General features: G+C 68.7%; 17 protein-coding genes. 8 read left to right on the forward strand and 9 right to left on the reverse strand.

From position 1 onward, the window contains the following. The first annotated feature begins 23 nt into the window (after positions 1-23). On the forward strand, positions 24-2,288 hold the full coding sequence (ppk1, locus tag ACQY5G_RS05745) for a polyphosphate kinase 1 (protein ID WP_428277855.1): 2,265 nt from the start codon (positions 24-26) through the stop codon (positions 2,286-2,288). 22 nt (positions 2,289-2,310) lie between these two features. Here ppk1 and phoU read toward each other — a convergent pair whose 3' ends face one another. The 7 genes from phoU to ACQY5G_RS05780 are packed head-to-tail and all read right to left on the reverse strand — an operon-like array spanning position 2,311 to position 8,531. Continuing rightward, positions 2,311-2,997 (reverse strand): phosphate signaling complex protein PhoU, encoded by a 687-nt coding sequence (gene phoU, locus ACQY5G_RS05750; protein WP_428277857.1) that lies wholly within the window; start codon positions 2,995-2,997, stop codon positions 2,311-2,313. A 16-nt stretch (positions 2,998-3,013) separates the two neighbouring features. Next, positions 3,014-3,769 (reverse strand): phosphate ABC transporter ATP-binding protein PstB, encoded by a 756-nt coding sequence (gene pstB, locus ACQY5G_RS05755; RefSeq protein WP_428277859.1) that lies wholly within the window; start codon positions 3,767-3,769, stop codon positions 3,014-3,016. Positions 3,770-3,771: 2 nt separating this feature from the next. Further along, the gene (gene pstA / locus ACQY5G_RS05760; protein ID WP_428277861.1) at positions 3,772-4,650 is read right to left on the reverse strand and encodes a phosphate ABC transporter permease PstA; all 879 of its coding nucleotides are present in this window, start codon (positions 4,648-4,650) and stop codon (positions 3,772-3,774) included. Beyond that, positions 4,647-5,549: a phosphate ABC transporter permease subunit PstC gene (gene pstC, locus ACQY5G_RS05765; RefSeq protein WP_428277863.1), complete on the reverse strand. Its 903-nt coding sequence runs from the start codon at positions 5,547-5,549 to the stop codon at positions 4,647-4,649. The genes pstA and pstC overlap by 4 nt, the downstream gene beginning before the upstream one ends. Beyond that, positions 5,521-6,471, reverse strand: a complete 951-nt coding sequence (locus tag ACQY5G_RS05770) for a PstS family phosphate ABC transporter substrate-binding protein (RefSeq protein WP_428277865.1) — start codon at positions 6,469-6,471, stop codon at positions 5,521-5,523. The genes pstC and ACQY5G_RS05770 overlap by 29 nt, the downstream gene beginning before the upstream one ends. Beyond that, entirely contained in the window at positions 6,458-7,816 is a 1,359-nt protein-coding gene (locus ACQY5G_RS05775; RefSeq protein WP_428277867.1) for a HAMP domain-containing sensor histidine kinase, read from the reverse strand. The genes ACQY5G_RS05770 and ACQY5G_RS05775 overlap by 14 nt, the downstream gene beginning before the upstream one ends. A gap of 10 nt (positions 7,817-7,826) precedes the next feature. After that, positions 7,827-8,531 carry a response regulator gene (locus tag ACQY5G_RS05780; protein ID WP_420615050.1) on the reverse strand — a complete coding sequence of 235 codons (705 nt, stop codon included), beginning with the start codon at positions 8,529-8,531 and terminating at the stop codon, positions 7,827-7,829. A gap of 315 nt (positions 8,532-8,846) precedes the next feature. Between ACQY5G_RS05780 and ACQY5G_RS05785 the strand changes: the two genes are divergently transcribed. The 5 genes from ACQY5G_RS05785 to ACQY5G_RS05805 all read left to right on the forward strand — a co-directional run bounded on the left by ACQY5G_RS05785 (position 8,847) and on the right by ACQY5G_RS05805 (position 15,611). Then, positions 8,847-11,633 (forward strand): TonB-dependent receptor domain-containing protein, encoded by a 2,787-nt coding sequence (locus ACQY5G_RS05785; RefSeq protein ID WP_428277870.1) that lies wholly within the window; start codon positions 8,847-8,849, stop codon positions 11,631-11,633. Between the two features lie 113 nt (positions 11,634-11,746). Next, the gene (locus ACQY5G_RS05790) at positions 11,747-13,129 is read left to right on the forward strand and encodes a T9SS C-terminal target domain-containing protein (RefSeq protein ID WP_428277872.1); all 1,383 of its coding nucleotides are present in this window, start codon (positions 11,747-11,749) and stop codon (positions 13,127-13,129) included. 30 nt (positions 13,130-13,159) lie between these two features. Next, a complete protein-coding gene (locus ACQY5G_RS05795; protein WP_428277874.1) occupies positions 13,160-13,675 on the forward strand; it encodes a hypothetical protein in 516 nt (171 codons plus the stop codon). A gap of 89 nt (positions 13,676-13,764) precedes the next feature. Next, on the forward strand, positions 13,765-15,000 hold the full coding sequence (locus tag ACQY5G_RS05800; protein ID WP_428277876.1) for an AAA family ATPase: 1,236 nt from the start codon (positions 13,765-13,767) through the stop codon (positions 14,998-15,000). Continuing rightward, positions 14,997-15,611, forward strand: coding sequence for a DUF4276 family protein (locus ACQY5G_RS05805; RefSeq protein ID WP_428277878.1), 615 nt, complete (start codon positions 14,997-14,999; stop codon positions 15,609-15,611). The genes ACQY5G_RS05800 and ACQY5G_RS05805 overlap by 4 nt, the downstream gene beginning before the upstream one ends. Positions 15,612-15,670: 59 nt before the next feature. Here the strand turns inward: ACQY5G_RS05805 and ACQY5G_RS05810 are convergent, their stop codons facing one another. Both ACQY5G_RS05810 and ACQY5G_RS05815 read right to left on the reverse strand, forming a co-directional pair. Beyond that, the gene (locus ACQY5G_RS05810) at positions 15,671-16,549 is read right to left on the reverse strand and encodes an NAD+ synthase (RefSeq protein WP_428277880.1); all 879 of its coding nucleotides are present in this window, start codon (positions 16,547-16,549) and stop codon (positions 15,671-15,673) included. Then, the gene (locus ACQY5G_RS05815; protein ID WP_428277882.1) at positions 16,546-17,439 is read right to left on the reverse strand and encodes a nitrilase-related carbon-nitrogen hydrolase; all 894 of its coding nucleotides are present in this window, start codon (positions 17,437-17,439) and stop codon (positions 16,546-16,548) included. The genes ACQY5G_RS05810 and ACQY5G_RS05815 overlap by 4 nt, the downstream gene beginning before the upstream one ends. 85 nt (positions 17,440-17,524) lie before the next feature. On the opposite strand from ACQY5G_RS05815, the gene ACQY5G_RS05820 reads away from it, so the two are divergent. Further along, a complete protein-coding gene (locus ACQY5G_RS05820) occupies positions 17,525-18,358 on the forward strand; it encodes a lysostaphin resistance A-like protein (RefSeq protein WP_428277884.1) in 834 nt (277 codons plus the stop codon). Positions 18,359-18,406: 48 nt separating this feature from the next. Further along, a complete protein-coding gene (locus tag ACQY5G_RS05825; protein WP_428277886.1) occupies positions 18,407-19,471 on the forward strand; it encodes a porin in 1,065 nt (354 codons plus the stop codon). Positions 19,472-19,476 lie beyond the last annotated feature (5 nt).

Genomic DNA, 19,476 nt, shown 5'->3' on the forward strand with positions numbered 1-19,476 from the left:
CGGCGTCGTCCCGCTCCGCAGCCGTGAACCCCTCCCCGACGCGCGAGGCGCCGCCGCTCGCCGAGACCGCGCCGGCCCCGGAGCGCGACGCCGACTCCATTCCCCGTCCGCCCGGTCCGGAGTTCGGCCACCGCGTGAGGGGCGTCCCGGTTCTCCCGCGGGCCGTAGCACCGAAGCCCGTCCCGGACGGCGCGAAGCCGAACCACCCGTCGCTCTATTTCAACGCGGAACTCAGTTGGCTGGATTTCAACTGGCGCGTGCTCTACCAGGCCATGGACGAGCGGACCCCGCTGCTGGAGCGGCTCCGTTTCCTCGCCATCACGGAGAACAACCTCGACGAATTCGTGATGAAGCAGGTCGGCGGCCTCAAGCGCGTGCTCGGCGCGGGTGTGGTGAAGCCATCGCCGGACGGCCGGGGTCCCGCGGAACAACTGGATCTTGTGCGTGAGGGCGTCCGCACCATGCGGACCCGGCTGGCGCAGGTCTGGGAGGAGGAACTCCGGCCGCGCCTCGCGGCGGAACTCGACATCGCCGTTCGCGACTTCGAGGATCTGAGCGAGGAGGAACGCGAGCACGTGCGCCGCGTGTTCGCGGATAGAATTTACCCGATCCTCACGCCGCTGGCCGTCGATCCGGGACACCCGTTCCCCTTCCTCTCCAACATGAGCCTCTCGCTAGCCCTGATGCTCGAGCACCCGGAACGCCGGACCCGCCACTTCGCCCGGGTGAAGATCCCCACGGCGCTGCGCTGGGTCGAACTCCCGGAGAGCGGGCACGTGGTCCCCGTCGAGCAGGTCGTGCGGCACTTCGCGGGCGAACTCTTCCGGGGGATGAAGATCGAGAGCGCCTCCCTCTTCCGCGTCACCCGCAACGCGGATGTGGCCCGGGACGAGGAGGTGGCTGACGACCTCCTGCAGATGATCTCGGAGGAGCTTCGCGAGCGGCGCTTCGCGCGCGTCGTTCGTCTCGAGGTGGAGCCGGGCATGCCCGACGACGTGCGACAGTTCCTCGTTCGCCAGCTCGAGCTGGACGAGGAGGACCTGTACGAGATCCCGGGCCTGCTCGAGATGTCGGGCTTCTGGCAGATCGCGGCCGAGGGTCCGTGGGAGCATCGGCACGAACCGTGGGAGCCGATGATCCCGCCGCGCCTGATCCGCGAGGGCGAGACGGAGGACCGTCCCGACATCTTCACGGTGATCCGGGCGGGCGACCTCATGGTGCACCACCCGTACGAGTCCTTCACCGCGACGGTGCAGCGGTTCATCGAGGAGGCCGCCGCGGACCCCGCGGTCGTGGCCATCAAGCAGACGCTCTACCGGACGGCGGAGCACTCGCGGATTATCGCCGCGCTCGTCCGGGCGGCCGAGGCCGGCAAGGCGGTCGCCGTGCTCGTGGAGGTCACGGCCCGCTTCGACGAGGCCGACAACATGGAGTGGGCCTCCGTGCTGGAGGAGGCGGGCGTCAACGTGACGTACGGCCTCGTCGGGCTGAAGACGCACGCGAAGGTCGCGCTCGTCGTCCGCGAGGAAGGGGATGAGATCCGCACCTACTGCCACATCGGCACCGGCAACTACAACTCCGAGACGGCCCAGATCTACGCGGACATCGGGATTCTCACGGCGCGTCCGGAGATCGGCCGCGACGCGGTGAACCTCTTCCACTACCTGACCGGGTACGCCCCCGACCAGGAGTACGAGGAACTCGTCGTCGCGCCCCGCGACCTGCGGCGGGCCCTCACCGCCCGGATCGAGCGCGAGATCGCCCACGTCGAGGCGGGCCGGAAGGGGCGCATGATCATGAAGCTGAACGGTCTCGACGACCCGAAGGTGATCCGCGCCCTCTACGCGGCGTCCGCCGCCGGGGTGAAGATCGACCTCATCGTCCGCGGCCAGTGCCGGCTCCGTCCCGGGATCCCCGGCTTCAGCGAGAACATTCGCGTGCGCAGCATCGTCGGACGATTCCTGGAGCACGACCGGATCTTCTGGTGGGGAAACGACGGGGATCCCGAGGTGTGGATCGGGAGCGCGGACTGGCGGCGCCGGAACCTCGACGACCGCGTCGAAGTGCTGCTGCCCGTCCGCGACAAGCGGATCCGGAAGCGCCTCCGCAAGACGCTGCGCTTCGCCCTTCGCGACAACCAGCGGGCCTGGGAGCTGCGGCCGACGGGAGAGTACGTGCTGTGCGAGCCCGAGCCGGACGAGCGCCCGATCGACTACCAGAGCCGGATGCTGAAGGCGGTCCGGAAACGCCGCCGCAAGGTCGACGACCACTGGGGCGCCTCCGCCTGACGGGCGGCAGGCTGCCGGCGGCTCAGCGTCCTGCGCCGCCCTGTGCCGGATCCGGCGGGCCCTCCTGGTGCCGGATCGTGATTCCCTGGACCATGTAGACGACGTCCTCCCCGATGTTCGTCGCGAGGTCGCCGATCCGCTCCAGATTGCGGCCGATGAGGATGACCTGCAGGCACCCGGACAGGTTGTATTCCGGCATATGGGTGATCATCACCCGGCTCAGCGAGTCCTGGAGCTGGTCCAACCGGTCATCGCGCGCGATGACGGAACGTGCGGCGTCCGCGTTCCGGTGCACGAACGCGTCGAGCGCATCCCGCAGCATCGCCCTCGCCATGCGGCTCATCTCGTCGAGTTCGGGCGGGACCGGCACCTTCTTCTCGGCCGTCGCCAGCCGTTCCGCCGCTTCGGCGATGTTGACCGCGTGGTCGCCGATCCGCTCGAGGTCGTTGTTGATCTTGAGGACCGTGACGAGCACGCGCAGGTCGCTCGCCACCGGATGGTGGAGCGCGAGGATCTCCACCGTGGATTCCTCGACCTCCACCTCGGCCCGGTCGATGGCGTCGTCCGCCTCCCGAATCGCCTCCGCGTCGACCGTGGGCTGGCCCACGAGCGCCACCGCGCGCTGCACCAGCTGCTCGATGTCGTGCGCCATCTGGTGCAGCGTCCGCGTGACTTCGCTGACCCGGTCGTCGAATTGCCTGAAGGACATCGTCGCGGCCGGTCCGTCAGCCCTGCCGGCCCGTGATGTAGGCCTCGGTCCGCTCGTCCTCGGGATTGGTGAACAAGCGCTGCGTCTCCTTGTACTCGACGAGTTCGCCCATGTAGAGGAAGGCCGTGTCGTCGCTGATGCGCGCGGCCTGCTGCATGTTATGGGTCACGATCACGATCGTGTAGTCCCCGCGCAGCTCCCCGATGAGGTCCTCCATGCGGCCCGTCGCGATCGGGTCGAGCGCGCTCGCAGGCTCGTCCATGAGGAGAACTTCCGGTTCCACGGCCAGCGCCCTCGCGATGCAGAGCCGCTGCTGCTGTCCGGCCGAGAGCCCGAGGGCGTCCGCGTCGAGCCGGTGGTTCACTTCGTCCCAGAGCGCGGCCGCGCGGAGCGACGCCTCCACCCGGTCGCCGATGTCGTCCTGGAACCCGTTGATCCGCAGGCCGAACGCGATGTTCTCGAAGATCGACTTCGGAAACGGGTTCGGCTTCTGGAAGACCATCCCGATGGCGCGCCGGACATCGGCCGGTTCGACACCCGGCGCGTAGAGGTCCCGGCCGCGGAAGAGGACCTGGCCGGTGACACGCGCCGTCGGCACGAGGTCGTTCATGCGGTTGAAGCAGCGCAGGAGCGTGCTCTTGCCGCAGCCCGAGGGTCCGATGAAGGCGACCACCCGCCGTTTCGGTATCGTGAGCGAGATGTCCTCGATCACCCGCGTCTCGCCGTAGCGAACGCCGAGCCCGACGGTCTCGAGGACCGCATCCGGTGCCACCGTCACCTCTCGAATCGGTTGCGGATCAGAATCGCTGCCGCGTTCATCATGAGCAGCACGCCCAGCAGTACCACAATGGCTCCTGCCGCGAGCGCATGGAACTCCCCGCGCGGATCCGTGGTCCAGTTGAAGATCTGGATCGGCAGGGCCGTGAAGGGGTCCATGGGAGAGAGCGGGTCGAACGCGATGAACGTCAGCGCCCCGATCATGAGCAGCGGGGCGGTCTCTCCCCCGGCCCGCGAGAGGCCGAGGATGGTGCCGGAGAGGATGCCGGGCATGGCCGCCGGGAGCACGTGGTGCCGGATGGCCTGCCAGCGCGTGGCGCCGAGCGCGTAGGCGGCCTCCCGCAGCGAGTCCGGAACGGCGCGGATCGCCTCGCGTGCGGCGATGTTCACGATCGGGAGCACGAGCAGCGACAGCGTCGCCGCGCCCGCGAGGAGGCTCCGCTCGAGCGCCAGGAAGCGGACGAACACGGCGAGTCCGAGGATGCCGTACACGATGGAGGGCACGCTGGCGAGGTTCGCGATGTTCGTCTTCAGGAGACTCGTGAAACGGTTCCTCGGGGCGTACTCCTCGAGGTAAAGCGCGGCGCCGACCCCGAGCGGGAAGGACATCACGGCCACGAGCGCGAGCATCCACGCGCTCCCGAGAATCGCGGAGCGGATCCCGGCCCGCTCCGGGAAGCGGGACGGGTAGCTGGCCAGGAACTCGAACGAGAGCGCCGGGAGTCCGTCCGCCGCGAGGCTCACAAGGAGGACGACGAGGGACGCGACTCCGAAGGCCACCGCGAGGCGGCACAGCCACATGAACCGGACCCCGGCCCGGCGGCGGGCCTCGAGGCGCGGGTCGAACCGTCCGCCGCGGGGCGCCCCGGGGCTCACCGGAAGCTCTCCCGGAAGCGCGTCGTCATGCGCTGGCTCAGCAGGTTGAGGGCCAGCGTGATGAGGAAGAGGAGGAGGCCGACGGCGAACAGGGTCCGGTATTCGATCGACCCGGAGGGCGCGTCGCCCAGGCTCACCTGCACGATGTAGGCCGTCATCGTCTGGACGCTCTGGAGCAGGTCCAGCGTCATCCCCGGCGTCGCGCCCGCGGCCAGCGTCACGACGATCGTCTCGGCGATGGCGCGGGAGATCGCGAGGATGAAGCTGGCGGCGATGCCGGGCAGGCCCGCCGGCACGACGATTCGCGTCGCCACCTCGAACCGGGTGGCCCCGACGCCGTACGCGGCCTCGCGCAGGGAGCCGGGGACCGCGCTCAGCGCGTCCTCGGAGAGCGACGACACCATCGGAAGGATCATGATGCCCACGACGATGGCGGCGCTCGCGGCATTGAAGACCCCGACCCCCGGAAAGAGCGTCCGGAGGACCGGTGTAACGAGGACCACGGCAAAGTAGCCGTAGACGACCGTCGGGATCCCCGCGAGAATCTCGAGCGCCGGCTTCACGGTCCGCTTCGTCCGGATCGACGCGAACTCGCTCAGGTAGATGGCCGTCGCGAGTCCGACCGGGAGCGCGATCAGCGCCGCGCCCGCAGCGACGAGGAGGGTTCCGTTGACGAGCGGGAGGATGCCGAACGACCGCGGCACGAGGTCCGGAGACCATCGCGTCCCCGCGAGGAACTCGACGGGGGATACCTCGGCGAAGAAGCCCAGCGACTCGGTGAGCAGCACGACGACGATCCCGACCGTCGCCACGATCGAGAGCGCTCCGGAGGTGAAGAGGAGCGCCCCGATCAGGCGCTCGCCGACGCGGCTAGCCGATCCGGGCTCGGATTTCCGCATACGCTTCCGGCTCGAGCGGTATGTACCCCGTCTCCGGGATCAGGGTCGCCGCCTGCTCGAGGGTGAAGTGCACGAACGCCCGGACCTCCGGCCGGTCGAGCGCGTCACGCCGAATGTAGATGTACATCGGTCGAGCGAGCGGCGTATACGTGCCGTTCAGGATCGTTTCGCGGGACGGCGCGACGCAACCGTCGCCCCCGTCGACTTCGATGGCGCGCAGTTGCTCCTGGTTGTCCTCGAAGTACGCGTAGCCGAAGTAGCCGAGGGCGCCCGGATCGCCGCTCACCCCCCCGACGAGCACGTTGTCGTCGGCACTCGCGGTGTAGTCGCCCCGGCTCGCCCCCGCCTCGCCGACCACGGCGGCCGTGAAGTAGTCGAAGGTGCCCGAATCGGTGTCGGGTCCGTACAGCTTCAGCTCCTCATCCGGCCAGTCCGGGTGCAGCTGGCTCCACCTCTCGATCTCCGATCCGGGCATCCATATGCGCCGGAGTTCGGCCACGCTGACGCAGGCGACCCGGTCGTTGGAGGGGTGTACGACGAGCGTGAGGCCGTCCCGGGCGATCTGCACTTCGACCGGTTCGATGCCCTCCGCCCGGCAGGCCGCCGCCTCGGCTTCGTTGATCTGTCGCGACGCGTTCGTGATGTCGGTCTCGCCGTTGCAGAACCTCTGGAACCCGCCGCCCGTGCCGGAGACGCCGACCGACACGCGGACCGCGCGTCCGCCCGCGATCTGGAACTCCTCGGCCATCGCCTGGCTGATCGGAAACACGGTGCTCGAGCCGTCGATCTCGATGAGCGGCGACGAGGCGCCGCCGCCTCCGCCGGCCCCGCAGCCCCAGCCGGAGAGGACCGCCAGCATCGCGAGCGCCCCCGCTCTCCGCGCGCCCGACGGGCTCCGCCACGAGCCGCTAGGCCGGGACATCGAGGGTCTCCTCGTCGGCGATCTCCGCCGCGACCGGAAGGGTGAACCACACCGTCGTCCCGCTGCCCAGCGCGCTGTCGATGCCGACCTCGCCCCCGTGCGCCTCGACGAAGTGCTTGACGATCGCGAGTCCGAGTCCGGTGCCCCCGCGGGCGCGCGAACGCGCCGGATCGACCCGGTAGAAGCGTTCGAACACGCGCTCCACGTGCACCGACGGGATTCCCGGCCCCCGGTCCGTGACCTCGACGCGCTGGAACTCCCCGTCGGATCGGATCCGCACGGCGATGTTCGGGTCTTCATCGCTGTAGCGCGCCGCGTTGTCCAGGAGGTTGCGCAGCACCTGCCGGATCGCGTCCGGGTCGGCGTACGCGGACTCCCGCGTGCCGGAGACGTCCAGCGTCACCTCCTCTCCCCGCACCCGCGGCGAGAGCGTCTCCCACACCTCCAGGGCGACGGCCCCCACCGACACCGGCTGCGGCTCCGGACTCCAACTGCCGGACTCGAGCAGCGAGAGGTCGAGGAGGTCCTCCACGAGGTGTCGCATGCGCGTCGCGTTCACGAGGATGCGCCGGGCGAAATCGCGCGCGTGATCGGCATCGAGTTCACCCTCCGAGAGCGCCTCCGCGAACCCGACGACGCTCGTGAGCGGGGTCTTGAGTTCGTGGGACACGTTCGCGACGAAATCGCGCCGGACCCCTTCGAGACGCCGCATCACGGTGAGGTCGTGCAGCACGATGACCGCGCCCGACCGGTGGGGACGGGTCGACATCAGCACGGTATGTTCGCCGAGTTCGACCTCGACGGTCGTGGACTCGCCCCGCCGCGCGGCGCTCACCGCATGGATGACGCGGGGGGAGCGGAAGAGCGTGCCGATGCGGACGCCCGGCGAGACGTCGCGTCCCGCCCAGCGCTCGAACGCGGGGTTGCAGAGGCTCACGAGCCCGTCGCGGTCGATGAAGGCGAGCCCGTCCTCCAGCCCGTCGAACAGGATCCGGAGGTCGCTGGACTCGCGTTCGGACTGCGCCACGCGGTCCCGCACCTCGCCGGCCATGCGGTCGATCGCCCGGTTCAGGGAACCCACCGGTCCCGCAGCGGCCGGGGTGCCGGAAGGATCGAGATCGCCGGAAGCGATGCGGTCCACGGCCTCCCGCGCCTGGTCGACCTCCGCCTCGATCCGGCGGGCCGCCAGCCGGGTGGCGGGCCAGAGCAGGATCAGGATGCCGCCGAACACGGCCGACTCGACGGCGATCCCCCGCGCGTCGAGGCCGAACAGGAACCAGGCGGCGACATACGCCACCAGGAGAACCGCCGCCGCGGCGAGGAAGAAGCGGTTCGCGAGTCTCACGGCGCGCGAGCTACTTGTCGAGAGCCCGGAACCGGTAGCCGATCCCTCGAACCGTCTCGATCAGGGGGGCGGCGCCCCCGAGCTTCGTCCGCAGGCGGGCGACGTGCATGTCGACCGTGCGCGTCTCGATCGCCGCGTTCGTGTCCCAGACGGCCTGGAGCAGCTGGCGGCGGCTCTGCACCCGTCCGCGCCGCTCGAGCAGCACCTCGAGCAGGCGGTACTCCAGCGGCGTCAGGTCGACCTCGGCGCCCTCCGAGAAGGCCCGGTGCGCCTCGCGGTCGAGTTCCACCGGACCCACGGCGATCCTCCGCGAGACGGAGACGGGTTCCGCCTTCGCGCGCCGCAGCAGCGCCTCCACGCGGAGCGTGAGTTCGCGCGCGCTGAACGGCTTCGTGATGTAGTCGTCGGCTCCGACCTCGAATCCCTTGACCCTCTCTTCCTCTTCCCGCCTCGCCGTGAGCAGGATGACGGGGATCGAGTTCGTGCGATCGGCGCGTTTGAGCCGCTGCAACACCTCGTATCCGTCCATGCCCGGCAGCATGAGATCGAGGATGATGAGGTCCGGGCGCTCGGCGTCCGCCGTCGTCAGCGCCCCCTGACCGTTCACGGCCGTGGTTACCCGGTATCCTTCGCGACTCAGGTGATACACGAGTACGCTGAGGATGTCCGGCTCGTCGTCCACTACCAGGATCTGTGCGTCCGCCATCGTCACCATGCCGCAGGCTCCCGCAATCTGTGAATTCGTCCTGTGAATTCGTCCGCGCTTCGGACCCGATCCGGGGGAATCCTGGGTCGCACCTGCCGTTGGTATCGTAACTAATTTGTAACCATAGCGTAAACGCCCCGGCCGTGTGACGCGTTCGCCGTGGAACCTGTGACAAACTCGTGACGCTTCCTGTCTTGGGGCGTTACCCGACCCGCCTATCCTTTCCGCCGGTAGCAGGCCCCGTAGTCCATTGTTTCCGGAGGATCCAACCCAATGATCGCTTCAAGACGACAACGAAGACCCCGGCTTCGAGCCGGACCGGCGGTGCTTTCCGCCTGTCTCCTGCTCGGTTTCGCGACGGCAGTCGCGGCGCAGGAGGAGCAGGGGCGCATCTCCGGCCGCATCGTCGATGAGGAGACGGCCAGGCCGCTGAGCCTGGCGCAGATCGCCATCCCGTCGCTGAACACGGGCACCCTCAGCGATGTCGACGGCCGCTGGACGCTGAAGGCGATCCCGGCCGGCACGTACGAGGTGACGGCCCGGCTGATCGGGTACGCGAGCAAGACCGTCACCGGCGTCCTCGTCGTGGCCGGAGACGTCGTGACCATCGACATCTCGCTGCCACCCCAGGCGATCGAGATGAACGAACTGTCGGTCACCGTGGCCGATCAGCGCGGCACGGCCTCCGCCGTTCTCCAGAACCGGCAGACCGCCGCGGCGGTCACGGACGCGATCGGCCGCGAGCAGATCTCCGACTCGCCCGACTCCGACGCGGCCGCGGCGATGGCGCGCGTCCCGGGCGTCTCGATCGTCGACAAGAAGTTCGTCTTCGTGCGCGGGCTCGGCGAACGCTACGGGAACACCACGCTCGACGGCGCCGTCATGCCGTCGCCGATCGCGGACCGGAAGGCAGTCCCGCTCGACCTCGTGCCGGCCAGCTTCATCGAGAACGTATCGACCTCGAAGAGCTACCTCCCCCGGCAGCCGGCCGACTACGCGGGCGGGCTGGTCCAGATCGAGACGCGCAAGGTCCCGGGAGAGAACTTTTTCAAGGTCGGACTCGGCACCGGCATGGAGACGGCGACGACCGGCAAGAGCGGTCTCGGCTACGCCGGCGGAGGGCTCGATTTCCTCGGCATCGACGACGGCCTCCGCGCCCTCCCCGACATCCTGCCGACGGACATGCCGGTGAACCGGCGCAATCTGAGTTCCGCCGAACTGGAGGCGATCGGGGAGGCGTTCGCGCCCGGCTGGGCGGGCACGCCCCAGGACCTGCCGTTCGGGCGCAGCGGCGAACTCGCCTTCGCGACCGAGGTGCCCCTGGGCTCGAAGGACCTCGGGCTCCTCGCCACGGCCCACTGGGACGACTCCTGGAATCGCCGCGAGGGTTACGTGGAACGGGTGTTCGCCTCGTCCGGCCTCGCGGACCCCGAGGTCGACTACGGCGGCGACCAGTCGACGCGCGCCGTCACCCTGGGCGGTCTCCTGAACATGGACTTCCCGCTGGCGCCGAGTCACCGGATCTCGTTCAACGGGCTTCTCAACCGCGTGACCGAAGACCAGTCCCGCATCCTCGAGGGCTTCAACCTCGACTCGAACACGAACCAGCGGAACACGCGGATCCAGTACGTCGAGAACTCCCTCGTGCAGGGGCGCCTGAGCGGGAAGCACTACTTCGACGCCCTCGCCGGCGCGACGGCGGAGTGGAAGGCCGCGTACTCGCGCGCGGGCCGCTACGAGCCCAACACGCGCGAGGTCCTGTACCGCGAATCCGGCGGCGTCTTCCTGTGGGACAACTTCATCCAGAGCGGCAGCATCTTCCACCAGGACCTGACGGAAGACGCGGTCAACCTCAACGTCGACGTCCAGTTCCCGATCCGCGTGAACGGGCAGGCGGGGACGATCGAGGTCGGCGCCGCGACCCTCACGCGCGACCGCGACGTGCTCAGCCGGCGCTTCCGGTTCATCCCCAACCGGTCGGTCGCGAGCGATGTCCGGTCCGCATCGCCCGACCAGATCTTCTCGCCGGACAACATCGGTCCCGGTCCGCGACAGTTCGAGATCCAGGAGGCGACCTTCCGCCCCGACAACTACGTGGCCGACCAGACGACGACCGGGGCCTACCTCATGGCCGACTTCGAACTCGTGCCGCGCCTCCGCTTCGCCGGCGGGGCCCGCATCGAGCGCAGCCGGCAGGTCGTCGAGCCGAAGGACGTGTTCACGATGGGCGTCGAGCCGCTCACGGGCGCGGAACTCGACAACACGGACTTCGTCCCCGGCGCCACGCTCACCTGGGAGGCGAGCGACCGGGTCAACCTCCGGGCCGCCGCTTCGCGCACGCTGGCCCGGCCCGAGTTCCGGGAGCTGGCGCCCTTCTCGTTCGCCGACTTCGCGGGCGGATATCTCGTCGTCGGGAACCCGGTGCTCCAGCGCTCCCGGATCACGAACCTCGACGTGCGCTGGGAATGGTTCCCCCGCCCCGGCGCGGTCATCGCGGTGAGCGGGTTCTACAAGAAGTTCAAGGACCCGATCGAGGAGGTCGTGTTCCCGAGCAGCGAGTTCATCAAGAGCTGGCTGAACGCCGGGACGGCGAACAACATCGGGACCGAGTTCGAGGTGCGCTCGGACCTCGGGTTCCTCTCCGAATCGCTTGAGAACTTCGCGCTGAACTTCAACCTCACGCTCGTCGACTCCGAGGTGGAGACGGGGAGCGTGGCCCAGATCTTCGTCCCCGGTTCCGGGCCGCTCGAGATCGACGTGGTGGGGCAGAAGCGCCGCCTCCAGGGCCAGTCGCCCTACGTGATCAACGCGGGCGCGAACTGGGCCAGTTCGTCCGGCCGGACCTCCGTTTCCCTCCTCTTCAACCGCTTCGGGCGCCGTATCAGCCAGGTCGGCACCCAATACCTCGAAAGCGTATTCGAGGAGGGCCGGGACCAGTTCGACCTCGTCGTCGAGCAGGGGATCGGGTCGCGGATCACGGCCAAGCTCAGCGCCACGAATCTGTTCGCCGCCGACTACCGCTTCACCCAGGCCGGCGACCTGCTTCGCGGCTGGCAGCCCGGGAGGGCCTTCTCTCTCGGCATGACATGGCAGCCGACGGGTAACCGCTGACAAACGATCCGGGCCGCCGCCCTGCCTTGGGCGGCGGCTCTTCCCGGCCCGCGACTCAACGCTCCGGTCGCGCCGGACTCCAGACACGATGGAGCGTTGAGGAGAACAGCACGATGAATCTGGCACGACGCAACCGCCGGGTCGGTCTGTTTCTGACCGGGCTGCTCCTGAGTGGATTCTATGCGGGGTGCGGGGGAGAGGAAGACCCCGTCGCGCCCACGCCGCCTCCACCGCCTCCACCTCCGCCCGTGGCCCCGCCGCCTCCGCCGCCGCCGCCACCGCCGCCGCCACCTCCGCCACCGCCGCCGACCACTGCGGAGTTGTCGGGGACGATTACGCAGTCGATGGAGCTGGATCCGAGTCTCACGTACTTCATCCAGGGGACGACGATCATCGAGGACGGCGCGACGCTCACGATCCCGGCCGGCACGACGCTGATGGGCGACGTCAACTTCACCGGTTCGGCGCTCATCGTCCGGCAGGGCGGCCGGCTCGTCGCCGAGGGCACGGCGGAGGAGCCGATCGTGTTCACGAGTTCGAACGATGAGGGCTCGCGCCGCCGCGGCGACTGGGGCGGGGTCGTCCTTAACGGCCGTTCGAACTGCAACTTCCCCTCGGACGAGTGCGTCGGAGAAGGGAACTCGGGCCCGTACGGCGGCAACGTGACGGACGACGACAGCGGCGTCCTGAGCTACGTGCGCATCGAGTACGGGGGCTACGAGGTGAGCTTCGGCAACGAACTCAACGGTCTCACGCTGAACGGCGTGGGTTCGGGCACCCAGCTCGACCACATCCAGTCGCACTTCGGTTCGGACGACGGCATCGAGTTCTTCGGCGGAACCGTCGACCTCAAGTACGCCTACGTCACGGGCGCCTCGGACGACTCGTTCGACTACTCGACGGGCTGGCAGGGCCGCGGGCAGTTCTGGGCCGCCCAGCACGATCCCGACGACGCGGACAACGGCTTCGAGATCGACGGGAACGAGGAGAACTTCGACGCCACGCCGCTGACCGACCCGACGATCTACAACGTCACGCTGGTCGGGAAGGAGGCCGGGACGGGCTCCGCGGGCGAGAGCACGCGCGGGATCATCTTCCGTCGCGGCACCGACGGCACCGTGTACAACGCCGTGATCCTCGGCTTCGAGAAGGGCTTCGATGTCGACCAGTCGGAGACGGTCGGTCGGGTCGAGATCAGGAACAGCTACATCTACGGCCAGCAGGAGAAGATGTTCGAGGGCGACGACGATGGGATCGACGAGGAAGCCCTCTGGATGACGGAGGACTGGGGCAACTCGATGGACGATCCGATGCTCACGGACCCGTTCAACCTCATGATGCCCGATTTCCGTCCCGCCGCCGGCTCTCCGCTCACGGAGGGCTACGCGGAGCCCGACACGAGCGACGGCTTCTTTGAAGCGGTGGACTACATCGGCGCCTTCGCGCCGGGCATGCCGCAGTGGATCGAAGGCTGGACCACGTCGGACCAGGGCTAGCCGAGAAGCCGGGAACACACGAACGAACGTATGCGTCGCACCAGCCTCATCCTCGCACTGGGTCTGCTACCGATCCTTTCCGGATCCTGCGTGGATGCTCCGTCCGACGGAGGGCAGAGACTGTCCGGATCCGCCGGCTCCCTCGCGGAGTTGGCGACCACGGTCCTCGTCGGGCTGGCTGCGGCGGATACCCTCCGCCTCGAAACCGTCCGCCTCACCGAGGTCGAACACAACGAGATGGTATGGCCCGAACTCCCGGCCTCCGCGCCGGAGGTGAACTACCCGGTGGACCTCGCGTGGAAGAACATCCGGACGCGGAACCGCGCGGCGCTCTCCGACCTCTTCGGCATGTACGAGGACCGGAAGCTGCAGTTCGTCGACGCGGAGTGCCGCGGGCCCACGGAGGCGTTCGAGAGCTTCGTCGTGCACACCGACTGCTGGGTGACCCTCAGGCGCGACGGGGAACTCGGGCCGCCGCAGCAGATCTTCAAGGATGTCCTGGACTGGGACGGCGAACTCAAGATCTTCCGCTACTACGAGCCGTAGGCGGCAGTCTCTTCCCCTGCTTGGTAGCAAGTTCCCGCGGGGCGCGCCATCTTCGAGGCCCATGATCCCTCCGAAGAACGGAGACGCACATGGCCGAACCCAATGGCCCCCTTCTGACGTCGATGACCATTGAGGGCTTTCTCTCCTTTGGGGACGCTACGGACATCCGCCTGGAGCCTTTGAACGTCGTCATTGGGCCGAACGGGTCCGGGAAGTCCAATCTGGTTGAAGCCATGGCTGTGCTGCGCGCGGTCCCGAGAGACCTTCCGCAGCCGATCCGCGAGGGCGGTCGCAGCGTATGGGACTGGCTCTGGAGGCCCGATCCCTCGAGCACGGAGGACGCTGCACACAAAAACGCGCAGTCCGCACGCATCGAGGTGGTGTTCACCGAAGGCCGAATCGCCCAGCATCACACGAACCCGGCTGTCCGATATCGCCTGGTCTTCGGGGCCCAGGGCGATTCGTTCGTAGTGTTGGATGAGCGGTTGGAGAACGCCGACCGGCCCTCCGACAAGGAGAAGCCATACTTCTACTTCGGGTACGAGCACGGTCGCCCGATGCTCAACGTGCGAGACCGTGGTCGGGGCAGCCAACGCGAGCTTCGACGAGAAACGCTGGACATGACCCAGTCCATTCTGTCTCAGCGAAGGGATCCCGAGGAATATCCCGAGCTGGGTCGGCTGACGGATGCACTGGAGCGGATCCGAATCTACCGGCGCTGGCAGTTTGGTCCGGACGCCAAGGTCAGAGAGGCTTGCTCGCCGAGCGTGAGGGCGGATCACCTGTCCGAGAACTTCGATAACCTTCCCGCGCGCCTCGCCGTGCTCAAACGAGACCCGCTGGTCAAGCGCCGGTTGCTCGAGCTGCTCCGTGAACTCGCCCCCGGATTCAACGACTTCGAGGTCGTTCCGGAAGGTGGACTGCTGACCCTCTACCTTGTCGAGGGCGACCTCTCCGTTCCGGCGCGCCGCATTTCCGATGGAACGCTGCGCTTTCTCTGTCTGCTGGCCATTCTGGTCGATCCGAAGCCGCCGCCCTTCATCGTCATAGAGGAGCCGGAACTGGGGTTGCACCCGGACATCCACTCGCAGTTGGCGTCGCTTCTGCTCGACGCGAGCAGCCGTACACAGCTCATCGTGACCACGCACTCGGACATACTGGTCGATGCGCTTACAGGAACGCCCGAGTCGATCGTCGTGTGCGAGAAGGTCCGCGGTTGCACGGCATTGGAGCGCCTCAGCGCCGAGAGACTCGAACCCTGGCTAGACAAGTACCGGCTCGGAGAGCTGTGGCTGCGAGGCGAAATCGGCGGGACGCGCTGGTGAGCATCAAGCTCTACGTGGAGGGTGGCGGGGACTCAAAGGCGCTCACGACCGATTGCAGGAGAGGCTTCCGGAAGTTCTTCGAGAAGGCGGGCCTGGCGGGCCAGATGCCGCGCATCAGGGCCTGCGGCAGCCGCCGGAGCGCCTACGACGACTTCAAGGCGGCCCTCGGGAATGGGAGTGAAGTCCCCATGCTCCTCGTGGATGCGGAAGATCCGCTCACGGCGGGAAGCTCCTGGGAACACCTTCGCCACCGGGCGGGGGATCGTTGGGCTCGTCCGACCGGGGCGAGCAACGATCACTGCCACCTCATGGTCCAGGTCATGGAGTCATGGTTCCTGGCCGACCAGCCGGCCCTGGAATCGTTCTTCGGGCAAGGATTCCAGCCAAGCGCGCTCCCCCGAAACCCTCACATTGAGCAGATCCGAAAGGCTGACGTTCTGCGTGGCCTCACCCGTGCCACCAAGAGGCTGGAGACGAACAGGGAGTCGTATGACAAGGGATCGGATAGCTTCGAGATCCTCGGCAGGATCGATCCGTCTCGTGTCGAGTCGGCCTCACCATCCGCCAAGCAGTTGCTCGATGTCCTCCGCGCCGGGGGCCCAACCTCGTAGCCTGTCACAGGGGCGACGACGGTCTTAACGGCTGCGACGACGGTACGAGACTAAAGCGCTCAGTAGTCGACGGGGCGCAGGTACCACTCTCCGATCGCCGTCGGCGAGAGCATCGCGACGGTCGGCAGGTGGCGCTTCCAGTGCGTGCTCTCGAGCCGGCCCTCGACGAGTTCGACCTTCTTCCTTTCGAAGCCCGCCTCGACCAGGTCGTCCGGCCCGAGCCCGGAGATGAGGTGGTGGAGGATGAGATCGGCTTCGGGATAGGTGACGCCCAGGTCCTCCTCGTCCGTCTGCCCCTGGATCAGATCCGCCGTCGCCGGCTTGTCGACGACCTCGGCGGGCACGCCGATGGCCCGCGCGAGCGCCCAGACCTGGCTCTTGAACAGGTCGCCGAGCGGGTTCACCGGCGGGGAATCGTCCGCGTGCCAGGTGTAGTAGCCGAGGAGACGCTCGGCCTTGTTCCCCGTGCCCACGGGGAGCGCGGAGAGCTTGAAGGCCTGGTCGAAGAGGACGATCATGCGCTGGCGCGCGGCCACGTTCCCCCGCCGGTGTCCGCCGGCCTCCGGCTCGAACTCGTCGAGGTAGCCGTCCACGGCGCGCGTGATGTCGATCGTGCGGGTCGGGATCCCGAACTTCTTCGCCACGAGCAGGGCGTGCTCGCGGCTCCAGGGGCTCGACGTCCGGTAGGGCAGCAGGAGGGCGAGCACCGCTTCCGGGCCGAGAGCCTCCGCGCACAGCGCCGCGGTCAGCGCCGAATCGACTCCTCCCGACAGCCCGACGACGACCCGACGGAAGCCGCGCCGGCGCTCGATCTCCTCGCGGAGGAACTGAACGAGCCACGCCCGCACGAGATCGGTGTCGATGTCGAGCGGACGGGCATCCGCCGGATCCGGCGCGCGGGCCACGGCGACGCCCGGCGGCGGCCACCCGTCGGTCATTCGCCCTCGGGAGCCGGCCGGCGAACGCCGGATCCCGGGCTGTTCACGAGAAGACGGGTCCAGGAGCGCTCGAGGTCGGAGAAGAGCGGCTCTTCCGTGCGGGCGCGGGCGGTCTCGTCGAGGTCCACGCGCACGGGCAGCAGCGCTTCCTCCCACAGCGGCCCGGCCAGGAGCCGGTGTCCGCGCGGATCGTAGGCTGCGGACCCGCCGGCGAACCCCTTGCCCCCCTCGAACCCGACGAGCTGGGACACGACGACGAACACGCCGTGCTCGGCGGCGATCGCGCTCGCGAGGGCGTCCCAGCGGACGAGGTTGCCGGGGACTCCGGCCCCGGGGGCGGCCCCTCGCGCCGGCGAGGCGCTGAGGATGAGGATGATCGACGCGCCATCGAGCGCGGCCAACGTGCCGGAGATCGAGTGAAAACCGTCTTCGCAGATCAGCAGCGCGATCCGCCCCGGCGGCCCGTCGAACGCCCTGATTCCGGCTCCCGCTTCGACGAACCGCTCTTCCTGGAAGACGCCGTAGGTGGCGAGGAACACCTTCCGGTGGACGTGAAGGATCCCGCCTCCGGGCCCGAGCGTCGCGTAGAGGGCGGAGTTGTAGATGCCGTGCGCGTCCCGCTCGTAGAAGCCGATCGCGATGTCGACGCCATCCGCGTCGCCGCCGACCCGCGCGTTCAGGGCCTCGAACAGATCGGGGGCCGCGATGGCCTGTTCGCGCACGCCGCCCTCGAGGAAATAGCCGGTGAGCGCGGTCTCGGGGAACACGACGAGGCGCGGCCGCGGTTCCCCCTCGACCGCGCGCCCGATGGTCGTCGCGCAGTCATCCAGCGTCGCGTCGAGGTCCCCCTTCGAGGGCCGGAACTGGGCGATCGCGATGTCGAGCGGCATGCGTTTTCGCTCCTCTCCCCGGAGGGGCCCCCGCCGAACGCCTCACCGCTCGCGACGCTGCCGCAGGGCTTGGCCACGGGCGGCCATGGGGCGCCGCCGGGAGAACGTCCCCGAACCTCGGGCCGATGTCAACGGGCCCCGGCCTCCGTCCTTCGGTGCGCGCGCGGCGCGCGTGTTGCACGCCGCGCCCCCGCCGCGTTATCCCTCGACCATGCCGGAGACGCCGACCCCGATCGCGGCCGCGTACGCGGTGCTGCTCCTGATCGGCATGCCCATCCTCGCCGCCGTCGATGCCCGTCGCGGGGCGGATCTCGCCGCCGCGGCGAAACACCGCCGGCTGCTGTACGTGTCGGTGGGGGCCTCGCTCGTCGTTCTGGGACTCGTGACGCTCGGCGTCGCGGCGTGGCAGGACGTCCCCGCGGCCGCGCTCGGCTGGAGGGTCGAGGCGCCGACCGCCGCGCTCCTCTGGGGCCTGGGCGTGGCCGCCGCGGGGCTCGTGCTCGCCTGGCTGATCACCGTGGCCGCGCGGCTCGCCGGACTCCGGGAGACCGCGGCCGTGCAGCTGCTGATGCCGCGAAACGCTTCGGAGAAACGCGCGTTCCTCGCGCTCTCGGGGATCGCGGCGGTGTGTGAGGAGTATGCGTATCGGGGATTCGGTCTGTGGGCGATCTCGGCATGGACCGGCAGCCCCTGGCTCGCCGTCGCGCTGGTCTCCGTGTCCTTCGGTCTCGGTCACGGGTACCAGAGGCTGGCCGGCGTGCTCCGCGCGACGGCGCTCGGCGTCGTGCTTGCGGCGCCGGTCATCTGGACGGGAAGCCTGTTTCCGTCCATCGTCGGGCATTTCTGGATCAACGCGGCGATCGGGTTGGGCGGCTGGCGCTACCTCCGCGCGAACTTCGAGGCCGACGAGCCCGGTTGAAACCCGAGACGTGATGTGGAGAACCCGAGACGTGACGAGGAGCAGCAGATGATCGCGAGAACGTGCGCGCGAACGGTCGTGGTGCTTGGACTCGCCCTTCCGGCGGGAACGGCGGCGCAGCAGGCCCCCCCGCTCGAGATCGGCGGACTCCTGAGCGTCGGCGCCCGCGCGCACGCGGACTCCGCCATCGGGGCCGAGGGATTCCGGCTCTTCGAGTCCCGCTTCAAGCTGACGGGCAGGCTCGGCCTGGTCTTCGACTACAGGTTCACGGTGCGCTACGACGCGCCGAGCGACGCGCTCCGGATCCACGACGCGGCGGTCACGATGCCGCTGATTCCGCAATTCGAACTCAGCTTCGGCATGCTCAAGCCCTACTTCAGCTACGAGGCGAGCCTGGAGCGGGGCGACATCACTTTTCTCGAACGCTCGCAGGCCGTGATCGCCCTCAGGCCCGACCGGCAGATCGGCGTGCAGGCGGGCGGGCAGGCGCTCGACGGCCGGTTCACCTACGGGGCCGGCCTCTACAACGGCAACGGCCGCGCCGTCGCCAACGACGGCGACAACTACATGTTCGCCGGCCGGGTGCAGTACAACTCGATCGGCACGATCGCCTTCTACGACGAACTCGTCGTGCAGGCGGGAGCTTCGCTCGGCTACTCGACGGACACCTCCGCACCGCTCGGAACCGGCATCGTCACCGGAGACCCGGAGGCGGCGCCCCGAATCACGTCCGATTTTGCGGGCAATCGCCTGTTCTGGGGGGCGGACGTCCAGGTTTCCTACCACAACCTGACGCTGACGGGGGAGTACCTGCGGGCGGACTTCGATCTCGACGCGCCCCTCGGTGGGGGCGGGCCGGACGAGACGGAGGCCTCCGGCGGTTACGTGCAGTTCGGCTATCGGCCCTGGGGATTGTTCGAGGGTGTCGTGCGGTACGACGGATTCCAGCCGGCGCTGGGCGCCGACCGGAAGTTCATGGTGTTCGGACTGAACATGTATCCGGACAACTACGCGAAGTTCGGGCTGCAGTACGCGAGCGCGCTCGACGACTCTCCCCATGCGCCGACGCTGTCCGATGGCCAGTTCATCTTCCTCGCTCAGGTCGACTTCTGAGTCGA

The sequence above is a fragment of the Candidatus Palauibacter sp. genome, assembly GCF_965261555.1.
Lineage (GTDB): Bacteria > Gemmatimonadota > Gemmatimonadetes > Palauibacterales > Palauibacteraceae > Palauibacter.

What these genes read in the sequence shown, in the direction of transcription:
- ACQY5G_RS05810 (WP_428277880.1), bottom strand. Translation starts at nt 16,549, where the DNA reads ATGACCGACGGGTGGCCGCCGCCGGGCGTCGCCGTGGCCCGCGCGCCG.
- ACQY5G_RS05825 (WP_428277886.1), top strand. Translation starts at nt 18,407, where the DNA reads ATGATCGCGAGAACGTGCGCGCGAACGGTCGTGGTGCTTGGACTCGCC.
- ACQY5G_RS05795 (WP_428277874.1), top strand. Translation starts at nt 13,160, where the DNA reads ATGCGTCGCACCAGCCTCATCCTCGCACTGGGTCTGCTACCGATCCTT.
- ACQY5G_RS05820 (WP_428277884.1), top strand. Translation starts at nt 17,525, where the DNA reads ATGGGGCGCCGCCGGGAGAACGTCCCCGAACCTCGGGCCGATGTCAAC.
- ACQY5G_RS05800 (WP_428277876.1), top strand. Translation starts at nt 13,765, where the DNA reads ATGGCCGAACCCAATGGCCCCCTTCTGACGTCGATGACCATTGAGGGC.
- phoU (WP_428277857.1), bottom strand. Translation starts at nt 2,997, where the DNA reads ATGTCCTTCAGGCAATTCGACGACCGGGTCAGCGAAGTCACGCGGACG.
- ACQY5G_RS05815 (WP_428277882.1), bottom strand. Translation starts at nt 17,439, where the DNA reads ATGCCGCTCGACATCGCGATCGCCCAGTTCCGGCCCTCGAAGGGGGAC.
- ACQY5G_RS05780 (WP_420615050.1), bottom strand. Translation starts at nt 8,531, where the DNA reads ATGGTGACGATGGCGGACGCACAGATCCTGGTAGTGGACGACGAGCCG.
- ACQY5G_RS05770 (WP_428277865.1), bottom strand. Translation starts at nt 6,471, where the DNA reads ATGTCCCGGCCTAGCGGCTCGTGGCGGAGCCCGTCGGGCGCGCGGAGA.
- pstC (WP_428277863.1), bottom strand. Translation starts at nt 5,549, where the DNA reads ATGCGGAAATCCGAGCCCGGATCGGCTAGCCGCGTCGGCGAGCGCCTG.
- ACQY5G_RS05790 (WP_428277872.1), top strand. Translation starts at nt 11,747, where the DNA reads ATGAATCTGGCACGACGCAACCGCCGGGTCGGTCTGTTTCTGACCGGG.